Raw genomic sequence first — 22,233 nt, 5'->3', positions numbered from 1 at the left:
ACCGCCGAACGCGATCCTCGGGTCTCGGGCGGCATCCACCTCTTCGGTGAACGACTCGTCCGACACGGCCCCTACGCGCGAGCGCCTCGATGCGCTTCGCGCGTACGCGTTCTTCACGCCGACGCGCGCGGCGAGCCGCATGAACCTGATCTACATGGTCGGGTTCAACGCGCTCGTGCTGGGGGTCATGGCGTGGGGGCGCGCCACGCTCGTGCACTTCGTCGTGCAGATCGTGTTCGGGATCGTGCCCTGGGTGTTCTTGCGGTCCCACAAACACGGGCGCGCGGTCATGGGCACCCTCGGCTACTTCGTGTCGCTCGCCAACACCGGGGGCCTCGCGAGCCCGATCTTGGCGGCCGGAGTGCCCCTCGTCGCAGGCGCTGCGCTCGGGGCCATGCACGCCCGTCACCGAAAGACCCTGCTCGTGGCGTTCGTCACCGGGCTCGTCGCCACCGGGGCACTCACGATGTCGCCGTGGCTCCCGCTCCCTGCTCCGCTCGTGGGCCACGACGGCCAGGTCGGTGTACCTTACATCTTCCTCGCGCTCGTGTCGGTGGGCAGCGCGTGCCTCGCCGCCTACAGGGTGGGAGGGCGCCTCTCGCAGGTGCACGAGCGCATGGTCATCGAGCTGGCCGAGCGCCGTGAGGAGATCTGCGCCGAGAACGAGGACCGTTCACGTGCCCTCGAGGGAATCGCCGCGCGCCTCGCTCACGAGGTCAAGAACCCACTCTCGGCCATCAAGGGGCTTTCGGCGCACATGGCGCGCACCGCGGCCGACCCGAAGGTCGCCGAGCGCCTCGCCTTGATCGAGTCCGAGGCCACGCGCCTCCAGTCGATCGTCGAGGGGTTCTTGTCGTTCTCGCGCGGGCTCGACGACCTCAAAGTGTCCACGGTCGCGCCCGCTGCGGTCGGCAAGGAGATCGCGCTCCTCCTCGAGACGCGCACGCAAGAGCACGAGCAGCGCATCGAGGTCGTCGGCTCCGAGGCCGTCACCGTCCAAGCCGACGGCCGCAAGATTCGGCAGGCCATGCTGAACCTCGTCATCAACGCGCTGCAAGCTTCGCCGCCGAAGGCCTGTGTCACGATCGAGACCTCCGCGGCCGCGGACGGCGAGGTCACCATCAAGGTCATCGATCGCGGCGAAGGCATGAGCGAGACCGTGCTCGCGCGCCTCGACAAGCCGTACTTCACCACGCGCGCCGGGGGCTCGGGGCTCGGGGTCGCGGTCGCGCGGGGCCTCGTCGAGCAGCACGGAGGGACGTTCACGATCGAGAGCCATGTGGGTCGGGGTACGACCGTCACGTTCACGCTCCCGCGCGAGCCGCGCCTCTCGACGAAGCTCGTGCACCTGCCGAACCCCGCCCACGCCGAGCCGAAAAAAGGGGCGTGACGTGGTAGGAGCCTTATCCATGCCGCGTGTGCTCGTCATCGACGACGACCCCTCGATCCGCTTCACGTTGGACGCCGTGCTGTCCGACGCGGGCCTCGAGGTCGAGACGTGCCCGGGTGGGCGCGAGGGGCTCGAGGCGTTCGAGGCCCGCGGAGCCGACGTGGTGCTCACCGATCTCGCGATGCCCGAGGTCGACGGGATGGCCGTGCTCGAGGGTGTGCGCGCGGTCGATCCGGCCGTGCCCGTGCTCATCCTCACGGCCCATGGCTCGGAGCGCGTGGCCGTCGCGGCCATGAAGGCCGGCGCGTTCGAGTACCTCCCGAAGCCATTCGACCCCGAAGAGATCGTGCTTGCCATACGGCGCGGCATCGAGACCCACGCCCTCCGGCTCGAGAACGCGCGACTGCGAACGGCGGCTCGCCTCGGACGCCCCTTCGTGGCCGAGAGCCCCGCGCTTCGCCGCGTGCTCGACGTGGTGGCCCGCGTCGCCACGAAAGACGTGACCGTGCTCCTCACCGGCGAGAGCGGGACCGGGAAAGACGTGCTCGCCGCCGCGCTGCACGCGCACTCGCGCCGCGCCGACAAGCCGTTCGTGCGGTTCAACGCCGCTGCCATCCCCGGGGAGCTCGCCGAGAGCGAGCTGTTCGGCCACGTGAAGGGCGCGTTCACGGGCGCCCAAGCCGCGCGGAGGGGCTATTTCCAAGACGCCCACAATGGCACGCTCTTCATCGACGAGATCGGCGATCTCCCGCTCGCGATCCAGGCCAAGGTGCTCCGCGCGCTCCAGTCGGGCGAGGTGCAGCCCGTAGGCGGGCGCCCGGAGATCGTCGATGTTCGCCTGGTCGCCGCGACCAACAAAGACCTCGCCGCCGAGTCCCGCGCCGGGCGCTTCCGCGAGGACCTCTACTACCGCCTCGCCGTGGTGCCCGTGCGCATTCCGCCGCTCCGCGATCGCGTCGAGGACATCGCGCCCCTCACCCACGCGTTCGCCGCGTCGTACGCCGAGCGCTACGGCATGGGCCGCGTCGAGGTCGAGCCGCAGCTCGTCGAGGCGTTCCAGGCGCACACCTGGCCGGGCAACGTGCGCGAGCTCGAGAACACGGTGGCACGTCTGCTCGCCCTCGCGCCGGACGACCGGCTCACCCTCGCGCTCTACCGTTCGGTCGCCGAGCCGGTGGCGCCCGCGTCGCGTTCGTCGTCCGTCGATCCGGGGCCGGGCCTGCCGCTCCGCGCGCGCGTCGAGGCCTTCGAGCGTGGCCTCATCGAGGCCGAGTACGACACGTGCAGCCGGAACCAGAGCGAGACCGCCCGCCGCCTCGGCATCTCGCGCCCGTCCTTGGTCGAAAAACTGAGGAAGTACGGTCTCTTGGAGCGATGAAACTCTCGCGCCGCGCGTTCGCTCTCGGGCTCGCTTCGGTCGCCGCGTGCCGCACGACACGAGCGCCCGAAGAGGGGGACGCGCAGGCTTCGCGGACAGCGACCCGCGTCGTCTCGCTCGGGCCGGCCACGACCGAGGCGCTCTTCGCCATCGGCGCCGGCGGCATCACCGTGGGGCGATCGCGCTTCTGCGACACACCTCCCGAGGCGCGCGCGCTCCCCTCGGTGGGCGGCTTCACCGACCCGAGCATCGAGACCATCCTCTCGCTCCGCCCCGATCTCGTCGTGGGCATTCGAGGCCCCGGCGGCGCGGCGATCGTAGGCACGCTCGAGGCGCGTGGCGTTCGCACGTACTTCCCCGAGACCGAGTCGAAAGACCAAATCGTGTCGCTCCTGCGAGGCCTCGGCGAACGCACGGGCCACGAGCGAGAGGCGGCGGCGCTCGTCTCGGGCATCGAGGCCGAGCTCGCGGCCGTGCGCAACGTGGTCGCGAAGAAGCCCAAGCGTCGTGCCCTCCTCGTCTACGGGCGCGCGCCGCTCGTGGTCGCGGGGCGAGGCAGCTTCGCGGACGAGATGCTCACGCTCGCCGGGATCGAGAACGCGTGCGCGTCGAACGAGCACTACCCCACGATCGACGTCGAGCGTGTGCTCGCGTGGGACCCCGACGACGTGCTCGACGCCTCGGTCGGCATGGGCATGGACGCCGACGACCCGTCGTACTTTCGCACGGCTGGATGGAGGCGCGTTCGCGCGGTGACCACGGGGCGCGTGCTCAAGGTCACCACGATGGACGTCACGCGTCCTGGCCCCTCGTTCGCGCGCGGCGTCTCGGCCCTCGCGCGCCTCGTGCACGGCCCCGACGGCCTCCCACCTGGTTGATTTCATTCGATATTCGGCGCCTCACCGAAGGAGCGCGAGCGCTCGTCGAAGGCGGTGTATACGAGCGTCGTGGCCAAGGTTCGCATCGATCAGCTGCTGGTTTCGCGAGGGCTCGCCGAGTCGCGGACGCGCGCGCAAGCCCTGCTCATGGCCGGTGTGGTCACGGTCGACGGCCAACGCGTCGACAAGGCGGGCGCGCTCGTCAAAGAAGAGGCCGACGTGGCGGTGAAGGGCACCGACCACAAGTACGTCTCGCGCGGCGGCCTCAAGCTCGAGGGCGCGCTCGACACCTTCGCGATCGACGTCACGGGCAAGCGGTGCCTCGACCTCGGCGCGTCGACGGGAGGGTTCACCGACTGCCTCCTTCAGCGCGGCGCGACGAGCGTGGCCGCGGTCGACGTAGGCTACGGCCAGCTCGCCCAGAAGCTCCGCGACGACCCGCGCGTCCTCGTGCTCGAGCGGACCAACGCGAAGACCCTCTCGCCCGAGACGATCGGCGGCGCGGCGGATCTCACGGTCGTCGACGCGTCGTTCATCGGGCTCGGCAAGCTCGTCGAAGGGATCGTCCGCAACACCCGCGAGGGCGGCGAGCTCGTGGCCCTCGTGAAGCCCCAGTTCGAGGTCGGCCGCGAAGAGGCCTCGAAGGGGCGCGGCGTCGTGCGCGATCCCGAGGTGCGCGCCAAGGCCATCGCGAGCGCCGTCGCCGACGTGGCCGCCGCGGGCTTCACCATCTTGGGCACGTGCGACTGCGTCATCCGCGGCCCGAAGGGCAACCTCGAGGCCTTCGTGTGGGCCAAGAGGGGATAAGTCCGAAGTCCCCAAGGCATTTTCCCCGAGCGCACGACGTATCCTCGACGATCGCGGGGCGCTTCGTTCGTTTCGCCGCACCTCTGGGAAGCTCTTCCATGACACATCGCCTTTTTTGCGCTGCTCTCTCCCTCGTGGGCCTCGCCGTAACCGCCGCGTGTGCGACGGGGAGCGCGAGCACGACCGAAGATCCGGCCGACGCCACCACGGACGACGCGGCCCCGACGCCGACCGGCACGGTGCCTCGTGACGCATCGGCCCCCGAGAGCGGCGGCGAGGCGTCGACCCAAGGGCTGCGGCGGCCTGGCGCGGGAGAGGTCGTCTTCACCGAAATGATGATCAACCCCGACGGCGTGAGCGACGAATTCGGCGAGTGGGTCGAGCTCTACAACACGACCGACACCCCGCTCGGCCTCGGCCAGTGCCGCCTGTCCGACGAGAGCAGCCCCAAAGACGATCGCGAGATCGATCGCGACGTGGTCGTCCCGGCGAAGAGCGCCATCGTGCTCGGGCGCTCGGCCTCGGCCGCCGCGAACGGAGGCCTCTCGGGCGTGACGTTCGAGTACGGCAACGGGTTCGTGCTCGCGAACACCGGAGACTCCGCCATCCTCACGTGCAACGGGGTCGTCGTCGATCGTGTCGACTTCACGTCGACGTGGCCTTTCGGAAAAGGGGTCACCATGCAGGTAAAGCAGTCGGCCCGAAACGCGACGGCGAACGACACTCCTGGCAACTGGTGCCTCGCGACGCTCTCGTTCGGAACGGGGGCCCAGAAGGGCACCCCGGGAAACACCCAGAACCACTGCCCGTGACCGCGAAGGCCAAGCGCGGCGCCCCTTGATTTGGGCGCCCGTACGCGCGAAAAGGGCGGCTCACCCCCTTCGGCCGAGGCACACACGATGAGCACCCGCACGACTCCGTCCCCCCGTATTTCGGTGCTTCGCGAGGTGCTGCCTCGCCTCCTGGGCACGCCCGGCGCCCTCCCCGATGACTGGGACGTGCAGGCCACCACGTACGACCTTACGCGCTTCCACGACGAGGCCACCTTCGCCGAGCGCTTCTACGCGGTCGCCGAGCGCCTCCTCGCCGAGAAGGTCGAAGCGCCCGAACAAGTCCGCGAGCTCCTCGCCTCGTGCGGTCTCCCGTACGACTACGCGCGCCTCGGTCAGCCCCTCTCGACGCTCTTCGAGATGTGGGTCGCGGCCGAGAGCGGCGCTTCGCACGTGGTCTCGTTCGCCTCGCGCACCAAGCCGTACCTCACCGTGATCGACGCGGCCGCGGGCCCCGTGCGTGTCTTCGCCGAAGGCACGCTGCCGCTCTCCGAGGGCCGCAAGGCGCGCCTGCGCGAGAAGGGCGCGACGCTCCACGAGGGGCACCGCGGGCCCATTCCCGCAGGACCCGAGGGTACCCTCACGGTGTACGTAGCCGAAGGTGGGTACACCCCCGACCTCATGACCCTCGAGGTCGACGCCGTGTGCTACTCGGTGTTCGAGGGCGGCGTGCTGCTCGTGCGCTCCTCGCGCATCGACGTCGCCGCCATTCGGGTGCTGCGAAAGCGCACCGCGGGCTCTCTCCTCGCGTCGAGCGCGCTCGTCGAGCTCCGGCGCGTGGCCGGGCTCTCGGCACCCGTCGACCTCCCCAGCACGACGCCCGCCGAGTGCGACGCGCTCCTTCGAAGCCTCTTCCCCGAGGTGCGCGACGCGCTCTACTTCTGCACGGGGCTCGCGGCCGAAGCCGCGGTGTTCGAGGCCGTGGCCGAAGAGGTCGGAGAGGTCACGATCTTCTACGCGCAGAACGGCTACGGCGGCACGGGCCAGCTCCTCGGCGACATTTTGCCGCGCACGAGCGCCATTCGCCCCGCGCCGCTGCCGGTGCTCGACCGCGACGCCGAAGGCCGCACGGTGACCTTGGTCGAGCGTGTGGTGCGCGCGCTGCCGTCGCTCGGCGGAAAGGCGGCGTGCCTCTTCCTCGAGATGCCCACGAACCCCGAGCTCCAGCTCCACGACTTCGACACGCTCATGGCCGCGCTCCGCGCCTACCGCGACGCGCACGGGGTGACCATCCCGGTGCTCGTCGACACCACGCTCGCGCCGCTCTACCCCCTATTTTCGCAGCCCTTCGCGCAAGGGTGGCCCTTCCTCTGCGTGAAGAGCGGGTCCAAGTATTTCACGCGCGGCAAGGCCACCCTCGGCGTCGCGTTCTCGGCCGACGAGCCCATGGCCCTCTCCATCATGCGCCGCGCGCGCACCTACGGCGAGGACATGGACACCCTCGCGAGGCCCGCGCAGCTCGCCGCGGCGCTCGGAGGCCTCTCGGGCCTCCGCCCGCGCCTCGCCCGCGTCGCCGAGAAGACCCGCGATCTCGCCGGGCGCATCGAGCGCGCCATCACGGCCCGCGGCAAGAGCGTCACGCTCTACCACGTGAGCGAAGAGGGCATGGCCCAGGGCCTCGCCACGGGGCTCCTCTCGTTCTACCTGCCGCCCGCGCCCACCACCGCGCCCGACCTGGTCGACGAGTTCGTGGAGCACCTGCTCACGACGGCGCCCACGCTCGTGAAGAACCGCGTGAGCTACGGCCAGTACGCCGGCGAGCACAGGCCCGATTACGTGTATGTGATCAACCCGCAAGAGTCGACCCAAGGGTCGCTCTCGGCCGAGACGAAGGCCGCCCAAAAGAAGGACAACGTGCAGATCTGCCGCATCTCGGTCTCCGAAGGGGCCGACCTCGACGCGCTCGTGCGCGCCATGGAGGCCTTCTTCGACCTGAAATACGGCCCCGCGCGCTGAAGCGACGACACCGGGTGACGCGAGCTCGGAGCCGTGGCCCGACCGCATACGAGCGATCGCGCGTCGGTCTCGTCGCGGCCGTAGCGGCGGTAGCCGTCCATGACGACCTCGCGAGCGCGGCGCGGGGCGGCCACCTTGCGTAAGCGGCCCCTCCGGGGACGTACGCAGCGCGCCGACACGGCCGAAGGAGGCTCACCGGGTCCATGCGGAGCGTCGGATCGCCCAAGAGGAGGAACCCGAGGCTCGTCGTCGTGGTGTCGAGCGCGAGATCGCCGAAGGTCCCGAGCGTGTCGCGACCTCGCGCATGGGCGCCCACTCACGTCGGAGCGGCACGAAGAGCGACGGCAAGACTCGAACTATCGCGGTCATTTCAACCACTTACGCGTTACGACGGGATTCTCGTCAGGGGCGGTTTGTGGAGTGAAGGGCACCCCGTGAGGAAGATGCGCCGCGAGCCACTCGCTCCCTGCGTCCACGTGGACGCGGTGTCGCTTCTTCCCGCAGGTGATGCATGAAACGTCGTACGTCCTTCTTCCTCGCTTCCGTCGTCTCTCTCGGGCTCGTAGGTTCCGCTCACGCCAAGCTCTCGGGCTCGGGGGGCTCGGTCGAGTTCACCGCGACGGGCCCTGCCGGCCTCAAGATCGTGGGCACGACGAGCCAGATCACGGTCAGGGAGGATGGCGCGAACGTCGTGGTCACCGTGCCGCTCGCGGGGCTCGACACGGGCATCGCCCTCCGCAACAAACACATGCGGGAGAAGTACCTCGAGGTCGACAAGTTCCCGACCGCGGAGCTTACCGTGGCGCGGAGCGCGCTCAAGGTCGGCGAGGGGAGCGGCACCGCGCAGGGCACCATGAAAATCCACGGGCAGACTCGCCCGGTGTCGTTCGGCTACACCGCCGCGAAGGGCGGCCCGGGGCTCACGGTCGAAGGCACCGTGCACCTCGACATGAAGGCGTTCGGCATCGAGGTGCCGAGCTACATGGGCGTCACCGTGAAGCCCGACGTCGACGTGAAGGCCAAGCTCGGCGTGAGTGACGGATGAGCCCTTCGCGCCCCCACCTTCCGAAGATCCCCGGCGGCACCGAGACCACGAGGCACGACCGTCGCGACGGGGACCGCCCCGCGATGGCGCGCTTCCGCGCAAGGCCCGGCGCGGTCGCTGGCTCTTGGCTCCTCGCGTCCGTCGCGTTCGCGTCCGTCGCGGCGTGTTACGTAGGTCCTCTCGCCGACGACGACGGTGCGCGGTCCGACGTCTCGCGCTCCGAAGCCGGCGCAGACGGCCGCGGTCCCTCGACGCCCGGCGCGGAGGGCGGGGGCGCGAACCCGACGTCGGGGCTCCCGTGCGACGTGGACGCGGTGCTCGCAGCGCGCTGCAGATCGTGCCACGCCACCCCGCTCGCGGCCCCGATGACGCTCCTCACCTACGAGGACCTCGTCGCGCCGTCGAGGTCCGACGCGAGCCGCAAGGTCGTCGACGTCGCCATCGAGCGCATGCGAAGCGCGACGCGCCCCATGCCTCCGAGCGGCCCCGCTCCCCAGGCGGACGTCGGTGTCCTCGAAGGGTGGGTCGGCGCGGGGCTCCCGCGAGGCGCGTGCGGCGCTATCGACGGCGGCGCCGACGGGGCCACGCAGGCGCCGATCGTGTCGGTCTGCACGAGCGGGACGCGTTGGTCCTCGGGCAACGAGAAGTCCCCCCGCATGAACCCCGGGCTCCCGTGCCTCACGTGCCATCAGCGCGAGAACGATCGCCGCGAGCGCGTGCGCGCACCGGATCGCATCGGTGGGACGGTGTACCCCACGGTGCGAGAGCCGGATCTCTGCAACGGCGCGCCGGGGGACGCGACCATCGTCCTCACCGACGCCACGGGGCGCACGTTCGATCTCCCCGTGAACGAGGTCGGGAACTTCTACGCGTTCTCGTCCGACGTCCCTGGCATCACCTTCCCCATTCGCGCCAAGGTCGTGCGGAACGGGCGCGAACGCGCCATGTCCACACCGCAATCGACCGGCGACTGCAACTCCTGCCACACCGAGGCGGGACGGAACGGCGCCCCCGGGCGCATCTTTCTGCCCTGAGACGCGACGATGTCCCATTCCATTCGGGCGATGCTCGCGATCTTCGCGGGCCTCGTCGCTCTCGTCCTCGCGCCGCGCGACGCCTCGGCCTACCCGTGGATGATCCGGCACGACTACACGGCCTGCGCGCAGTGCCACGCCGACCCCTCGGGCGGTAGCCTCCTTACGCCCTACGGGCGCGCGCAGAGCGAGATCCTCCTCCGCACCTACTACGGCGAAGGAGACCCGACCGAGCGCGACCCGGGGACGTTGGGCGACTTCATGTTCGGGGCGTTCAAGCTGCCCGAGCCGCTCCTCGTCCAGTCCGACGTGCGCAACCTGCTCTTGCACGTCTCACCAGGAGGAGCTCCCTCCGACACGCGGTTCGTCCAGATGCAAGCCGACGTCGTCGCGCAGCTCACGACGGGGCCCCTTCGGCAGAACGTGAGCGTCGGCTACGTGCACCGGGGTGCTCCGACGACCTGGCTCGCGGGTGGCGACGAGGAGCACCATCTCGTGTCGCGCCACCACTGGCTCGGCCTCGCGTTCGGCAAGGACGACGAGCTCCTCCTGCGCGCCGGTCGCATGAACCTCCCCTTCGGCCTCCGCTCCCTCGAGCACACATCGTGGGTGCGCAGCCTCACGGGGACCGACATCAACGCGGCCCAACAACACGGCGTGGCCCTCGCATACGGAGGCGAGAAGCTGCGCGCCGAGGTCATGGCGATCGCAGGGAATTTCCAGGTCTCTCCGGACACCTTTCGGGAACGCGGGTACTCGGCCTACGCGGAGCTCGCGCCCTCGCCCAAGATCGCGGTCGGGGTGAGCAGCCTGGTCACGCATGCAGGCACGGGCCTCCGCACCGGGAAGCCTCTCTTCCGGCAGGCGCACGGGGCCTTCGTTCGCTTCGTCCCCACGCGCAAGCTCGTCCTCTCGGGCGAGGTCGACGTGCTCGGAGCCTCAGCGCCGCGGGAGCGAATCCAGGTCGGGCTGGTGAGCATGCTCTCGGCGGACCTCGAGCCCCTCCAAGGGGTCCATTTTACGACGATGCTCGAGGCGAGCACGACGTCGTTCCGCGACGCGTCGGCGAGCTTCGGGATCTGGGGCGGCGCCGCGTGGTTCTTCCTCCCGCACGCCGACGTGCGCGTCGATCTCGTCTACCGCGACGAGGACGTCGGGGCGTCGCGTGCGACCTCGAGCGCGCTCCTCACGCAGCTCCACATCTTTCTGTAACCATATGAAAAAGCGAATCATTTTGGCCGCTCTCTTGGCCTTCTCGGGGACGATCGCGCGACCGGCGAGCGCGACCCCGTCGTTCCCTGGCGCGATCCGAGGTCACCTCGGGCTCGGGGAGCCACCGCCGTGCGCGCTCTGTCACGCGGGAGGTCAGACGGGCCGTGGCACCGTCACGACGCCGTTCGGCGCGACGATGCGCTCACGCGGCCTCGTGGCGTACGACGAATCGACGCTGCGCACGGCACTCGACGCCCTCGCCGCAGAGAAGAAGGACAGCGACCACGACGGCGTTCCCGACGTCGCCGAGCTGACGAGCGGCGCCGACCCCAACGCCGCGGGCGGTGACGGGGGCGTTGCCGGCGAGGCGCCACCCGTCCCCGAGTACGGCTGCGCTGCCGCGCCCGGCGAAGCGGCCCATACGGGGTCGGGGGTCGCCCTCGGGATCGCGCTCGCCTTCGCGGGGCTCGTGCGCTCGAAGGCCCGCCCCCGTGCGTGAGGCGTTCAGGGACGCCGAGGAGCTCGCGTCGGAAAGCGAAGCACGCCGATCGGGTCGATTCCGAAGCGCTCGGACACGAGGAGCCGCGCGGCTCGCTCTTCGTCCGAAGCACCCCTGTCGACCAACGCCCGATCGACACGCGCGAGGTCGACCTCCAGCGGCGCGAAGCGCTCGAGGCACACGACGCCGTCCTGCCCGGGAGGCCCGTCGCACGAGGCCGTACCCGCGCGCCCGGTGAGGCGTGCGCCGTCGCCCGGACCGACGAAATCGACCTTCGTCGTCGCCCCCACGAGCTCCCGAGGCAGCGCGTAGTGCATGCGAGACCGCCCGGACCGAAGCGTTTGCACGGCGACACGAACAGGATAGTCGGCGAAGGCCTCGAGGCTCGGGTCGTCCACGGGGACGGAATACACGGCCTCGAACGAGGTCGTTTGGGCCTGCTCGTCACTCCCGAGGAGCTCGTCGTCACTCGACGAACATCCGACCATCACGAGGATCGAAACGACGCACACGGCATGTCGCGCTAAGGTCATGTGCGCGCAACATAGCGTGAGTTTCTCCCTTGTCCCGTCCTTTCGACGAGCCCCTCCGACACCATCGAGGCGAGCAGTCGAAACGCCGATACGTCGGAGATTCCGAGGTAAGTTGCGACCTCGCGCGTGGCCGTGCCGGCAGGGAGGCGCGCCAACGAGAGGACTTTCTCGGTCCTCGCTTCGAACGTCGCCGCAGCCTGGGGAGGACTGGCCACGACCGGATCCGGACACGCCACTTCGTCCGATTCCTTATTTGACACTCGAACGTCGACGAGCTCGACGCCTTGTGCGAGTCGATACCCGAAGTCACCCGCGACGACCCACCGAGAATGTGGCTCGAGGCACTTTCTTAGGCGCGCTATCCCACTATGAACCATCGCATCGTGCCGCTCCGGCACGTACCTTCGCTGCTTCCACACCTCGAGCACGAGGCGCTCCTTCGTTCGAGGGCCTCCACCCAGCGCCAACAAGAGCGCGAGCGAGGCCTCGGTCGGGATCGGAGCGCGCATGACCTCCCCCCGGGACTCGAGGAGCATCACCCCCAGCGCGGCGTCGAGCACGACTCTCTCGCCCGGGGGCCGACCGAGGCACACCGGGAGGAGGCCGAGCCTCCCCGAGGCGACGAGGCCACCCACGGACGAAGGGCGCCCACGGACCTCACGGACGAGCGCGAGCACGGCGTCCTCGGTCGTCGTCGGCGCGCTCTCTCCGTCCCCGCCGCGCGCGAGCTCCACGGCACGCGCGAGCCCCGTGGCGCTCGCGCACCGCCGCAGCTCGTCGGGCGGGCGACACGCGAAGGCGAGAGGTGCGACCACGTACTGGCAGTAGGCATGCTCGAGCGAGAGCGCCGGGTCGACCGCGCGATCGACGAGGGCCGCGGCGCGATCGAGCCAGAGCCGAGCGGCCTGCTCGCCTTCACGGAGTCCCGCGACGAAGGCGTGAGCGAGAAAGAGGCGCACCCTCGCGCGACGATCACCGTCCGGCAACGCGACGGCGCGAGCCTGGGCGAGGGCTTCCTCGGCCTTGCTGCCCTCGCCGAAGAGAGCATGGGAGCGCGCGAGCTCGGTGACGATGAGACGCCGACTGTACGGATCGGCGTCTCCGAGCTCCGCGAGGCGCTCCTCGAGTGATTCCCGAGGATCGGGTCCGGAGAGGCCATAGTGCGCCTTGTAGACGACGACTGCCGACGCCGTCGTGCGCGCGAAGACCTCGAGGCCGATACCTCGTGCGAGGCGCACCGCTTGCTCGAGCACCGTCAGGCCCGCGAACGAGGCCCCACGCAGCACGAGCGCGTGGCCGAGGAGATCGAGCGCCAGCACTCGGCCATAGGAGAACCGCGCCTCCACCGCGTACTTGCGCGATCGCGTCGCGTGCCGCACGGCGACCACCACGCGGCCCTGAAAATGACGAACCAGCCCGATCGCCTGATGGAAGTAGTACCGCGCCGTCGGCGAGGACGTCGCCCCGAGGCGCGCGAGCATGGCGCGCGCGTGGCGCTCTGCGCTCGCGTATTTCCCCGCACGACACTCCGCGACCGTGAGATGGAACCGGCACGCTGCGTCGGCGTCGACGTCGACGTTCCCACGCCGTCGAGCCCACGACCCATAGACCACCTGCGCTTCGTCCGCGCGCCCCGAGAAGACGAGCGCGCCCACCACGTAAGGCACGTCCGTATCGGGGAAGTCCCCCGTCGCCGAGTCGATCGTCCGTCCGAGGACGAGCTCGTGCTCACCTGCGTAGAAGAGACGTTCGAGGGATGCTGCGGGTTGCATACGGATCGGGAGGCAGGCAGGTCCGGCTCGAGGCCCGCCCAACCTTGAGGCCGTTCTTCGGAGACGCAATGACGAATGGACGTCGGAGAGGTCGAAATCGCCGGACGTGGGCTTCGATCGAGACCGCCGAGTCGACCCCGAGGGTCGTCACACGCCCCCTGCGCCGCCGTCGTCCTCGGGGCCTTCCTCGTTCGATGCGCTCTGCACGTTTTCGGCCGTGGCAGGCGCCGGAGCGGCCTCGGGCGACGACGGAGGCGCGTTCGGTGCGGCGGGCGCACCGGGAGGCGCTGCGGTGGCCGTGGCTGCGGCTGCGGCTGCGGCCGCCCGAGGGTCCACGTTTTGCGCCTGAGCGGCGCCCTGGTACGCCGCTCCCTGGGCCACGACCCACCCCGGGACGGGCCGCGGCACAGGCTTGGGGAAGGGCTTCCACATGCCGCCCACCCCGAACGCGCCCCAGCCCCACTTGAGCCACGACACGATCGCGAGCGCCGTCCAGAGCGCCCACGCGAGCATGAGCCCGCGGTACACCAAGATGGGCACCGAGAGCACCCAGGGCGTCGGCAGGGTGCCCTCGGAGCGGTCTTGGAACCACCGGAGCTCGTCGAGGGACGAGCCGTTGCCGCGCACCTGCATCTCGGGGTCGCCGAGCAGCCCCTTGTAGATCGACGCGAACAAGACCGACATCGCCACGAGCGTGAGCAGCACGAGCCCCACTTGCCTCACGTTGAAGGTGGCCGGCGAGAGGCTCGCCCCGTCGCTCTCTTTGCGGTACCCGAGCGCGAGCAGCCACGCGACGAAGAAGGCCGCGAGAACGATGGGGACCTGCGAGAGCCCCACGGCGAGGAGGAGCCAGTGCCACGTCTTCAGCGGCGTCTTCTCGTTGCGGCCGAGCACCACGGCCACCACCAAGAGCACCGCGAGCAGGCTCCAGAAGAGCACCGCAGGGCCGAGCCGAGGCCCACCGGCGAAGAGGAGCCACCGCCCACCCGGCAGGCTCACGTTCACCCGCGCGTTCACCGACGGCGCGCCCACGTCGACCGTAGATACGCGATAGTACGAAGAAATTCCCGCTTCTTCGCGCCACGAGACGACCACCGTCTGCGCCCCCGGGGAGACCGGGAACGTCACCTTCCGGCCCTCTTGACGGATCGACTGCGTCGCGCCGTTCAAGAGGAGCGACTCGAGCGTCGCGCCGTCGGGCAGGGTCACCGTGTGCTGCGCGCCGCGGCTCGAGCGGAGCGTGAGCGTGAGCTTCACGTCGGTCGTGCGGATGCCCGGGCGCACGTCGAGGGTCTCTTCGTCGATCGTGAGCGTCTGGCCTGGCACACCCTCGGGCCGCGTGAGCTCGACGGTCGCCTCTTCCCCGGGCCACGGACGAAACTCCGGCGTGCGCACGCCGTTCACCGGCTGCGTGTGGACGAACGGGATCCCGCCGTACTTGGCGTGCCAGATGGGGCCGACGTCGAGGCGCCACACCTCGGTCCACGCGACGCCCTTGGGCGCCACGAGCTTCACCGGAGATTTCTGCTCCAGCACCGACTGCCACGCGATCTCCTTCACCTGGGGGCCCATGTTGACGAGCGCCTTGCCGGAGACGACCCGAACGTCGGCCGTGGTCACGTTCTCCCCGAGAAGGAGCGGCACCTCGAGCACCACGGCGCTCCCGAGCGGAGAGACGCGCACGACCTTCGTGTCGACCTGCCAGTTGAGGCCCACACGCAAGGTGCGCTCGACCCGCACGAACGGCGGGAGCTGACCCGGCTGGAGCGTCGCTCCGGGGCCCTGCGTGCGCTTACGTGTAAACTGCAAGTTGTCGTCGGCGAGGCCGTCCTCGTGGATGCCCTCGACCGTCCACCCTTCGGCCGAGGCCTCGACCCTGTGCGGCTTCTCGGGCAAGGCGAGCTGCACGCTCTCCCGCTCGGGCAGCGCACCTTCGACCACCACCTGGTGTTTCCCCGGCGCGAGCAAGACGTAGAGCACCCCGTCCGCGCCCCGCGCGAGGGCCTTCGCGGGCTGCCCGTCGACCAGCACGTCACGCGGCGAAAACTGCCCGATCGACCCCGGCAGCGCGAACGGCGCCGTGGCCGCGGCGTCGACCTCGAGCCTCGCGCGGAGCACGTCCCCGCGGACCTCGATGGCCATGCGGCCGCTCGTGGCGCAGTCCGGGCTGCACGAGGGTTTGTCGACGAGGCGCTTCTTGAGCGCTTCGAGCGTGTCGTTCGACGGCATTTCGGCGCGCGCGACGGCAGGTGAGATCCCCACGAGCGCGAGCACGAGCCCCGCCGCCACGGCAGGCCCCCAGCCCTTCGGGAGCCTCTTCGCCGTGAGCGGGAAGAGCCGCGCGAAGACGACGAGGAGCAAGAGCGCGCGCAGGATCGCCAGCGCGAAGCCCTCCCGCGGCCCGAGCAGGTACAAATGAAGCCGCTGCGCCGCCGAGACGGGCCCGCTCCACTTCAGCTCGAGCGACGTCCAGCTCCACCGCGGCAGCCCCGGTCCCGTCTGCACGATCGCCGCCGGGTCGTACTCCATCGCGTTCGACTGGAGCTCGTACTTCGAGGACGAACGCGAAGGCACGCTCGACGTCGGATCCCACCCTCTCGGCGCGGGCTTCTTCGGCTCGTTCTTCTGCTGCGTGGCCTGCGCCTGCGCGACCTCGATGTCGTTCACGTTGCCCGAGAGCTCACCGCCCTTGCCACCCGCACCCACGGCGGCACCGGCGGGCGGAGGCGGCGGCGCGGCAGGCGCGACCGGGAACGCGTTCGGGTTCCCCATCGAGCCCTCTTCGCCCTTCGCGCGGGTCCCCGTGCCGCCCTCTTTGTTGTCGGCCGAGGGCTCCGCCAGCTGCTCGAAGGTCGAAGCGGACACCTGGTTCGGCTCGGCGAGCGCCGGGAACGCGCCCTCCCTCACGTGCTGCACGAGGAACGGCACGGCCACGAGCGCGACCACCGCGACCGCGAAGGTGCGCGCCCACTCGAAGACCTTCTTGGCCTTGCCAGCGGGCAGGGCACGAAAAATCGCCTCGCATGCAAGTGGCGGAAACCACACCCATTTCGGCGCATCGTGCTCGGGGAACGTGAGCACGTAGAGCACGAGCGCGAGCGCGCCCCACCGCGGCCCGTAGAGCCTCCCGATCGCCACGGTGAGCACGAGCGCCAAGAAGAGCTCGAGCAGCGACCAGTGTTTCACCCACGTGCCCGACACCTCGTCGACGCCCGTCGCGTGGAGGAGCCTGTACCCCGGCGGCAGGTTGAGCCACGCGTGCACCCTGTGGAAGTCGTGCGCCCAGCTCACGGCGGGCACGTCGGTGGGCCCGCTCGCGATGCGGCTGTCCGCGTCCACGGCGAGCTGCCCTTGGCGAATCTCGACGCCCGCGCCGAGCCCCTCCTGTTTCGTAATGAACTGGTCGCGGCCGCCGATCGACACACGACCGAGCACGGTGGGCTCGGCCATGGTGAGGCGCGAGTCGCGCGAGAGGGTGCCCGTGAGCCTGTCGCTCGCCGTGAGCCCTTTGCCGTCGAAATCGAGCCAGAGCTTGCGCTCGAGCGCGAGCTGGTTCTCGGGAGGATCGGCGTCACCGCGGCGGCGCTCCACGAGGGAGAACGTGTCGGTGAGCTTCATCGGGTACGCGGGGAGGCGCTTCCACGCTTCGGGGAGCGTCGTCTGCGCAGGATCGATCGAAGGGACCCCCTCGACGTTCACGACGCGGTAGTCGTTCTTGGCCTCGAACACCCACACTTCGTCACCTTCGCGCCACGGGCCGTTCGGCTTGGGGCGCGTGAGCTTCGTCGCTGGCCCCTCGAAACGCGCGGTGAGCTCCACGGTGAACACGCCCGGGCGAACCTGCACGCGAACGTGACCGTCGGGCTCGACGCGGGCCGGGATAGGGGACTCGAGCGCGAGCGGCGAGAACCCGTCGGGCAGCGCGCGGCCCAAGAGCTCCTCGCGGTTCTTGCCCGAAGCGTGCACCTCGATCCGCGTCACGAGCCGGAGCGGGATGTCGTCGGTGACCTTACGGTGCACCACGATCTCGAGCGCGTCGCCTTCTTCGTTCTTGGCAGCCTTTTGCAGCCACACGGTGCCGTTCGGATCGCGGTTCGGCGAGGCGATCACGGTGCCACGGAGCGAGAGCGAGAGCAGGCCCGTCTCCTTGGGCACGGCGATCGACTCGGGCATCGTGTCCCACTGGAAGGTGCCCGTGAGCACGTGGTCCCCCTTCTCGAGGCGCACGTGCGGGGCCCCCGAGCGCTCGATGACCGTGGCTCCCTGCGCGCCGTTCTTCACGTCGAGCGGCCAGCGCTTCGCGTCGCCCGGGAGCGGCACCCACCCGGCCGCCTCCATGTGCCATTTTTGGCTGAATCTTCCGGATTTTTCGTCGAGCACGAGCTCGACGCGCGAGGGCCACGCGCACTGCGCGCCGTTCTTCATCGTCACCGGGCAGAGGGCCTCGGCTTGGCCGTCGAGCACCCACGGGACCCACGGCTTGAGCTCCGGCGGGACGACCTTCGGGTCGATGGGCTCGGCGCTCGCGTCGCGGGGCGAGACGAGCGCGACCAGCGCGACCAGCATGAGCACGAGGAGGCGAACGACCGACCCATTTCGCATGCCCGAAGGCTCAGCTACGCCTCTTCGGGTGTCAACTCGCGTGGGGTCGCACGCGTGCATTCTGCAAACGCAGCCCGCCTTACGCGATTTTCCGCGGGTCTCCGTGGCCCGACGTGACGACGAGCGCCGCCCTTCCGTGCTAGGAGCGAGGCGGTCCATGGCCGTGCGAAAAGCCTCCCTCGGCGCGATCTTCCTCACGATCTTCCTCGATTTGCTGGGGTTCGGGCTCGTCTTGCCGTTCCTCGCGGCCGAGGCGAGGGCGACCTTCCACGTCTCGGCGTTCACGGGAACGCTGCTCTCCGCGGTCTATTCCGCGATGCAGTTTCTCTTCATTCCCGTGTGGGGGCGCCTCTCCGACCGGGTGGGCCGCAGGCCCGTGCTCGTGTGGTCGGTGCTCGCCACGGCCATCGGCATGGTGGGGCTCGGCACGTCGCTCGTCTTCGCTCAGAGCGTCGCCTGGCTGTTCGTGGCGCGCATGTTCAGCGGCATCGCTACCGCCAACCTCGGTACGGCGTCGGCCTACATCGCCGACGTGACCGGCCCCGAGGACCGCGCCAAGGGCATGGGCCTCATCGGCATCGGGTTCGGCCTCGGCTTCATCCTGGGCCCGAGCCTCGGCGGCCCGCTCGCCGAGATCACCATCCACGGGCGCGCGGGCGCCGTCCCCTGCTTCGTGGCCGCGGGCCTCAGCCTCGTGAACTTCGTGTGGGTCGTCTTCGGTCTGCCCGAGAGCCTCCCCCCCGAGAAGCGCGCGCCGTCGAAGCGCCGCCTCTCCCCGATCGACGTCGCGGCCTTCCGCGAGGCGTTTTCCCTGCCCGGCGTAGGCACGGCCGTCGTCGTCAACTTCGTCCTGCTCTTCGCCTTCACCGGCATGGAGCAGACGTTCCGGTACTTCAACGAGGACACCTTCGGCATGGGCGCCCGCGACACGGGCTACCTGCTCGCGATGATCGGCGTCACCGCGGCCGTCGTGCAGGGCGGCATGCGAAAGCTCTCGGGCCGCTTCACCGAGGCGCAGCTCATTCGCGCCGGGAGCTTCCTCCAGGCCGTTGCGTTCGCGGGGTTCTGCGGGTCGCCGTTCGCGGGCCGATGGCTGCTCTACGTCTCGGGCATGGTGCTCGCGGTGGGCAACGGGCTGACCCAGCCGAACACCTCGGCCTACGTGTCGAAGCGCGTGGCCGCGAGCGAACAAGGCGCCATGCTCGGGGTGAGCCAGGCCATGGCGAGCCTGGCGCGCGTCTTCGGGCCGGCGTTCGGCGGTTTCTTGTATTCTGCATTGGGTTCGCTCGCGCCCTACATCGCCTCCACGTTCGGCATGCTGCTCGCGTTCTTCCTCGCGCTCCGTCTCGTCGAGTCGGGGGTCGTGCCCGCCGGCGAGAAGGCGGCCCCGGGCGACGCGACGAGCTGACGCGCCAAGAGCCCCCCGCGTCGTTCGGGTGGGTCACGAAGGGCTGGACAGGGCGAGAGAGCGCCCTGAAGATGGCCGTTTGACCCGTACTGTGGGGGGTGTCCGATGAAGGTCGACAAGGCTCGTTTCGTGGAGCTCACGTTGCTCATGGCCGCGGGCTGCGGTGCTCCGCAGAGCGCCCCCAACGGCCAGTACGTCTCGCTCGTCCCCCCGCCGAACGCCCCGGCGCCCGGGCCCTCCCCGCACGGGCCGATCTACACGGCGCCGGCCCCCACCTACCGCCCGTGGTCCCCGCCTCGGTCCTCGGGCACCCCGGCCCCCGTGCCCGTACCTGTGCCCGTGCCCGTGCCCGCTCCGGCAGCGTGCGCCGACGGACCGGTCGACATGGTCACCGCGTGCGCGGGGGTCTCGCCGACGTGCGAGGGTCTCGCGAACGAGTGCCGCTCTCTCACCGACGATCTCCGCCCCAAGGTCGCAGCGGCGTTCGCGGCGTGTTTCGCCAAGGTCAAGGCGTGCCGCTCGCCCGCCCTCGGAGCGTGCATGCGCAGCGCCATCATGTCGTCTTGCGCCGACGAGGGCGCCGTCGCCGAGTGCCGCGACATCATGGACAAATGCAAGGCGAGCGGGAAACCTGCAAAGTACACGCTCGATCAGTGCGCCAAGATCCTGAGCGCGACGACGCCCCCCGTCCCCGGCGACCGTCGGAAGGGCTCGTTCCACGACGTCGACCGCGAGCGCCTCGGCCCTGGACCGAGCGCCGAGTCGTGCTCGCTCACCTACGTGCTGCCGTACCAACCCTGGGGGTCGTCGTGGCGCTGACCGCGACGCGCCGGTTCGGCTCGACGTGTCCGAAAATGTAGCGATCCCGCAGAGAAGCATCACGAGCACCCCGGGCAGCGAACCGTGGCGCCAGGGTCGCGCACGGAGGCACGTGACACAGTTCGGCCCGCGTGGCGCACGAGGGCATGGGCATTTTCGACCGGCATGCAGGTTGCCTAAGCAACTGGCATGAGCCAGACCCTGCGATTCGCTTCGCTCCTCACCACGTACGCCGGCACGGTCGCCTTCGTCCTCACCGCGGGTCCCGCCCGCCTCTACGCCGAGACCGCGCCTCCTCCCCCCGCATGCGACGCGCCCGAGGTGGTCGCGTGCGCCGATGCCTCTCCGGGCAGCACGTGCGACCGAGAGGGCACCCCGGGCACCTGCGAGAGCCGACTCTGCGACGATCGCGACGCGGGGCGCATCACCAACGCTCTCCGATGCGTCGTGCCCGCGAAGCCCGGGCCCGCCCCGAGCGCCTCCACCCCGGCGCCCAGCGCCTCCACGCCGACCCCTGCCCCGAGCGCGTCGAGCCCACCCAAGGGCGGAGCCGACGCTGGGGCCGACGGTGGCGCCGAGGCGGCCGAAGATGACTCCGCCGGGGGCTGCTCGACCCAGGGGCACACGCCCATCGGACCTGCGGCCACCACGTTCACGTTGGCGGCCCTGCTCGGCCTCGCGTTCGCCCGTTCGCGGCGCCTGAACGGCCGTTCATAAGCGCGCGCACGAACGCGGTGAATGCGGCGCGAAGGTGCGCGTCCATCCTGGGCTCGACTATCGTCGACGAAGCGACCCATGAAGAAACCCCACGCGCGCCGCCGCAGCTTCGCCTTCTTCGCCATGTTCGGCCTCGGCGCCACGGCGTTCCTCGGCGTCGGGGTCGCCGCGCTCGAGCACTACTCGGCCTCCCATGGCGGCTCGCTCTTCAACCTCCAGGCCGGCAGCCCCGCCCCGCGCTTCGAGTGGAAGAGCATCGACAAGAAACACTGGCAGGCCGTCTCCACCACGCCGAGCGAGGCGACCGACACGACCGACGCGCGTGAGGGCAACCGCGGCGCGTGCCCGCCCGGGATGGTCGACGTCGTCGGCAAGTTCAAACTCGACGCCCAAGGCCGCGAATCTTCGGGCGAAGTCGAAGAGCTCCAGAACAGCGCGTGCGTCGACTGGGTCAACAAAGACTTCCCCGCGCGCTGCAAGACGTTCGACCGCGACGGCTGGCTCTCGCTCTCGCAGAAGCTCCCCACGAAGCCGATGCACTACTGCATCGACCGCTTCGAGTACCCGAACCGCGCCGGCGAGAACCCGATGATCGTCGTCACGTACAACGAGTCGGCCGCGCTCTGCAAAGCGTCGGGCAAGCGCCTCTGCACCGAGAGCGAGTGGACGTTCGCGTGCGAGGGCGAAGAGGCCGTCCCCTACCCGTACGGCTACGGGCGCGACGCCGAAGCGTGCGTGGTCGACCGCCCGTGGAAGCCCTTCGTCGAGAACGGCCTCGCCCCCCGCGACGGCAAAAAAGCACGCGAAGAGCTCGATCGCCTCTGGCAAGGGACGCCGAGCGGCTCGCACCCCAAGTGCAAGAGCCCCTTCGGCGTGTACGACCTCACCGGCAACGTCGACGAGTGGACCAAGACGGCCCGAGCCGGCGGCTACGCGTCCGTGCTCAAGGGCGGGTACTGGGGCCCCGTCCGCGCGCGGTGCCGCCCCTCGACCCGGGCGCACAACGAAGATTTCGTCGCCTACCAACAGAGCTTCCGCTGCTGCTCGGACGCCCCAGCCGGCGGCACGAGCCCCGCCGCCGCGCCCTCGGGCTCGTCCGCACCGTCCCCCGCCCCCTCGACCGACGTCGACCCGCGCTCGGGCGCTCCCAAGCTCGCCGACCCGTCCCGTGACGTCGCCGACGAGGACGACGAGCTCGACGAGCTCTCCAAGAAAGAGGGCGGCCCGACCCCGCCGAAGGCCGGCGTCGGTTGTTCGTTCGGGCCCGGCTCGGGCGAAGGCGCGTCGGCGTTCTTGCTGGTCGCGGCCGCCTCGGTCATCGCCGTGCGCACGTCTCGTCGCCGCCGCTCGTGA

17 protein-coding genes are annotated in these 22,233 nt (G+C 70.3%); 14 read left to right on the top strand and 3 right to left on the bottom strand.

Features of this window, described 5'->3' with window-relative positions; genetic code table 11:
• Positions 1–46 precede the first annotated feature (46 nt).
• From IPK71_06745 to IPK71_06700, 10 genes are all read left to right on the top strand, one after another.
• Positions 47–1,390: a HAMP domain-containing histidine kinase gene (locus IPK71_06745; protein MBK8213437.1), complete on the top strand. Its 1,344-nt coding sequence runs from the start codon at positions 47–49 to the stop codon at positions 1,388–1,390.
• 19 nt (positions 1,391–1,409) lie between these two features.
• Positions 1,410–2,768, top strand: a complete 1,359-nt coding sequence (locus IPK71_06740; protein MBK8213436.1) for a sigma-54-dependent Fis family transcriptional regulator — start codon at positions 1,410–1,412, stop codon at positions 2,766–2,768.
• The gene (locus IPK71_06735; protein MBK8213435.1) at positions 2,765–3,646 is read left to right on the top strand and encodes an ABC transporter substrate-binding protein; all 882 of its coding nucleotides are present in this window, start codon (positions 2,765–2,767) and stop codon (positions 3,644–3,646) included. The genes IPK71_06740 and IPK71_06735 overlap by 4 nt, the downstream gene beginning before the upstream one ends.
• Before the next feature lie 69 nt (positions 3,647–3,715).
• Positions 3,716–4,453 carry a TlyA family RNA methyltransferase gene (locus IPK71_06730; protein ID MBK8213434.1) on the top strand — a complete coding sequence of 246 codons (738 nt, stop codon included), beginning with the start codon at positions 3,716–3,718 and terminating at the stop codon, positions 4,451–4,453.
• A 98-nt stretch (positions 4,454–4,551) separates the two neighbouring features.
• Positions 4,552–5,265 carry a lamin tail domain-containing protein gene (locus IPK71_06725; protein MBK8213433.1) on the top strand — a complete coding sequence of 238 codons (714 nt, stop codon included), beginning with the start codon at positions 4,552–4,554 and terminating at the stop codon, positions 5,263–5,265.
• 87 nt (positions 5,266–5,352) lie between these two features.
• Positions 5,353–7,239, top strand: a complete 1,887-nt coding sequence (locus tag IPK71_06720; GenBank protein MBK8213432.1) for a PLP-dependent transferase — start codon at positions 5,353–5,355, stop codon at positions 7,237–7,239.
• Between the two features lie 511 nt (positions 7,240–7,750).
• On the top strand, positions 7,751–8,284 hold the full coding sequence (locus IPK71_06715; protein MBK8213431.1) for a YceI family protein: 534 nt from the start codon (positions 7,751–7,753) through the stop codon (positions 8,282–8,284).
• Positions 8,281–9,318, top strand: coding sequence for a hypothetical protein (locus tag IPK71_06710; GenBank protein ID MBK8213430.1), 1,038 nt, complete (start codon positions 8,281–8,283; stop codon positions 9,316–9,318). The genes IPK71_06715 and IPK71_06710 overlap by 4 nt, the downstream gene beginning before the upstream one ends.
• A 9-nt stretch (positions 9,319–9,327) precedes the next feature.
• Positions 9,328–10,530: a hypothetical protein gene (locus IPK71_06705; GenBank protein MBK8213429.1), complete on the top strand. Its 1,203-nt coding sequence runs from the start codon at positions 9,328–9,330 to the stop codon at positions 10,528–10,530.
• Between the two features lie 4 nt (positions 10,531–10,534).
• Positions 10,535–11,029: a hypothetical protein gene (locus tag IPK71_06700; protein ID MBK8213428.1), complete on the top strand. Its 495-nt coding sequence runs from the start codon at positions 10,535–10,537 to the stop codon at positions 11,027–11,029.
• Positions 11,030–11,034: 5 nt separating this feature from the next.
• Here IPK71_06700 and IPK71_06695 read toward each other — a convergent pair whose 3' ends face one another.
• The 3 genes from IPK71_06695 to IPK71_06685 form a co-directional block, all read right to left on the bottom strand.
• Positions 11,035–11,562 (bottom strand): hypothetical protein, encoded by a 528-nt coding sequence (locus tag IPK71_06695; protein ID MBK8213427.1) that lies wholly within the window; start codon positions 11,560–11,562, stop codon positions 11,035–11,037.
• Complete coding sequence (locus IPK71_06690; protein MBK8213426.1) at positions 11,559–13,334, bottom strand: hypothetical protein; 1,776 nt, start codon at positions 13,332–13,334, stop codon at positions 11,559–11,561. The genes IPK71_06695 and IPK71_06690 overlap by 4 nt, the downstream gene beginning before the upstream one ends.
• A gap of 147 nt (positions 13,335–13,481) precedes the next feature.
• The gene (locus IPK71_06685; GenBank protein MBK8213425.1) at positions 13,482–17,936 is read right to left on the bottom strand and encodes a hypothetical protein; all 4,455 of its coding nucleotides are present in this window, start codon (positions 17,934–17,936) and stop codon (positions 13,482–13,484) included.
• Between the two features lie 157 nt (positions 17,937–18,093).
• On the opposite strand from IPK71_06685, the gene IPK71_06680 reads away from it, so the two are divergent.
• The 4 genes from IPK71_06680 (at position 18,094) to IPK71_06665 (ending at position 22,233) form a co-directional block, all read left to right on the top strand.
• Entirely contained in the window at positions 18,094–19,344 is a 1,251-nt protein-coding gene (locus IPK71_06680) for an MFS transporter (GenBank protein MBK8213424.1), read from the top strand.
• 105 nt (positions 19,345–19,449) lie between these two features.
• Positions 19,450–20,163, top strand: coding sequence for a hypothetical protein (locus IPK71_06675; protein MBK8213423.1), 714 nt, complete (start codon positions 19,450–19,452; stop codon positions 20,161–20,163).
• A gap of 189 nt (positions 20,164–20,352) precedes the next feature.
• A complete protein-coding gene (locus IPK71_06670) occupies positions 20,353–20,880 on the top strand; it encodes a hypothetical protein (GenBank protein ID MBK8213422.1) in 528 nt (175 codons plus the stop codon).
• Between the two features lie 78 nt (positions 20,881–20,958).
• Complete coding sequence (locus tag IPK71_06665) at positions 20,959–22,233, top strand: SUMF1/EgtB/PvdO family nonheme iron enzyme (protein ID MBK8213421.1); 1,275 nt, start codon at positions 20,959–20,961, stop codon at positions 22,231–22,233.

It is taken from the genome of Myxococcales bacterium (assembly GCA_016712525.1).
GTDB lineage: Bacteria > Myxococcota_A > Polyangia > Polyangiales > Polyangiaceae > JAAFHV01.
The sequence above is the reverse complement of the archived record's forward strand: the minus strand, read 5'-3'. Positions and strand labels throughout refer to the sequence as shown.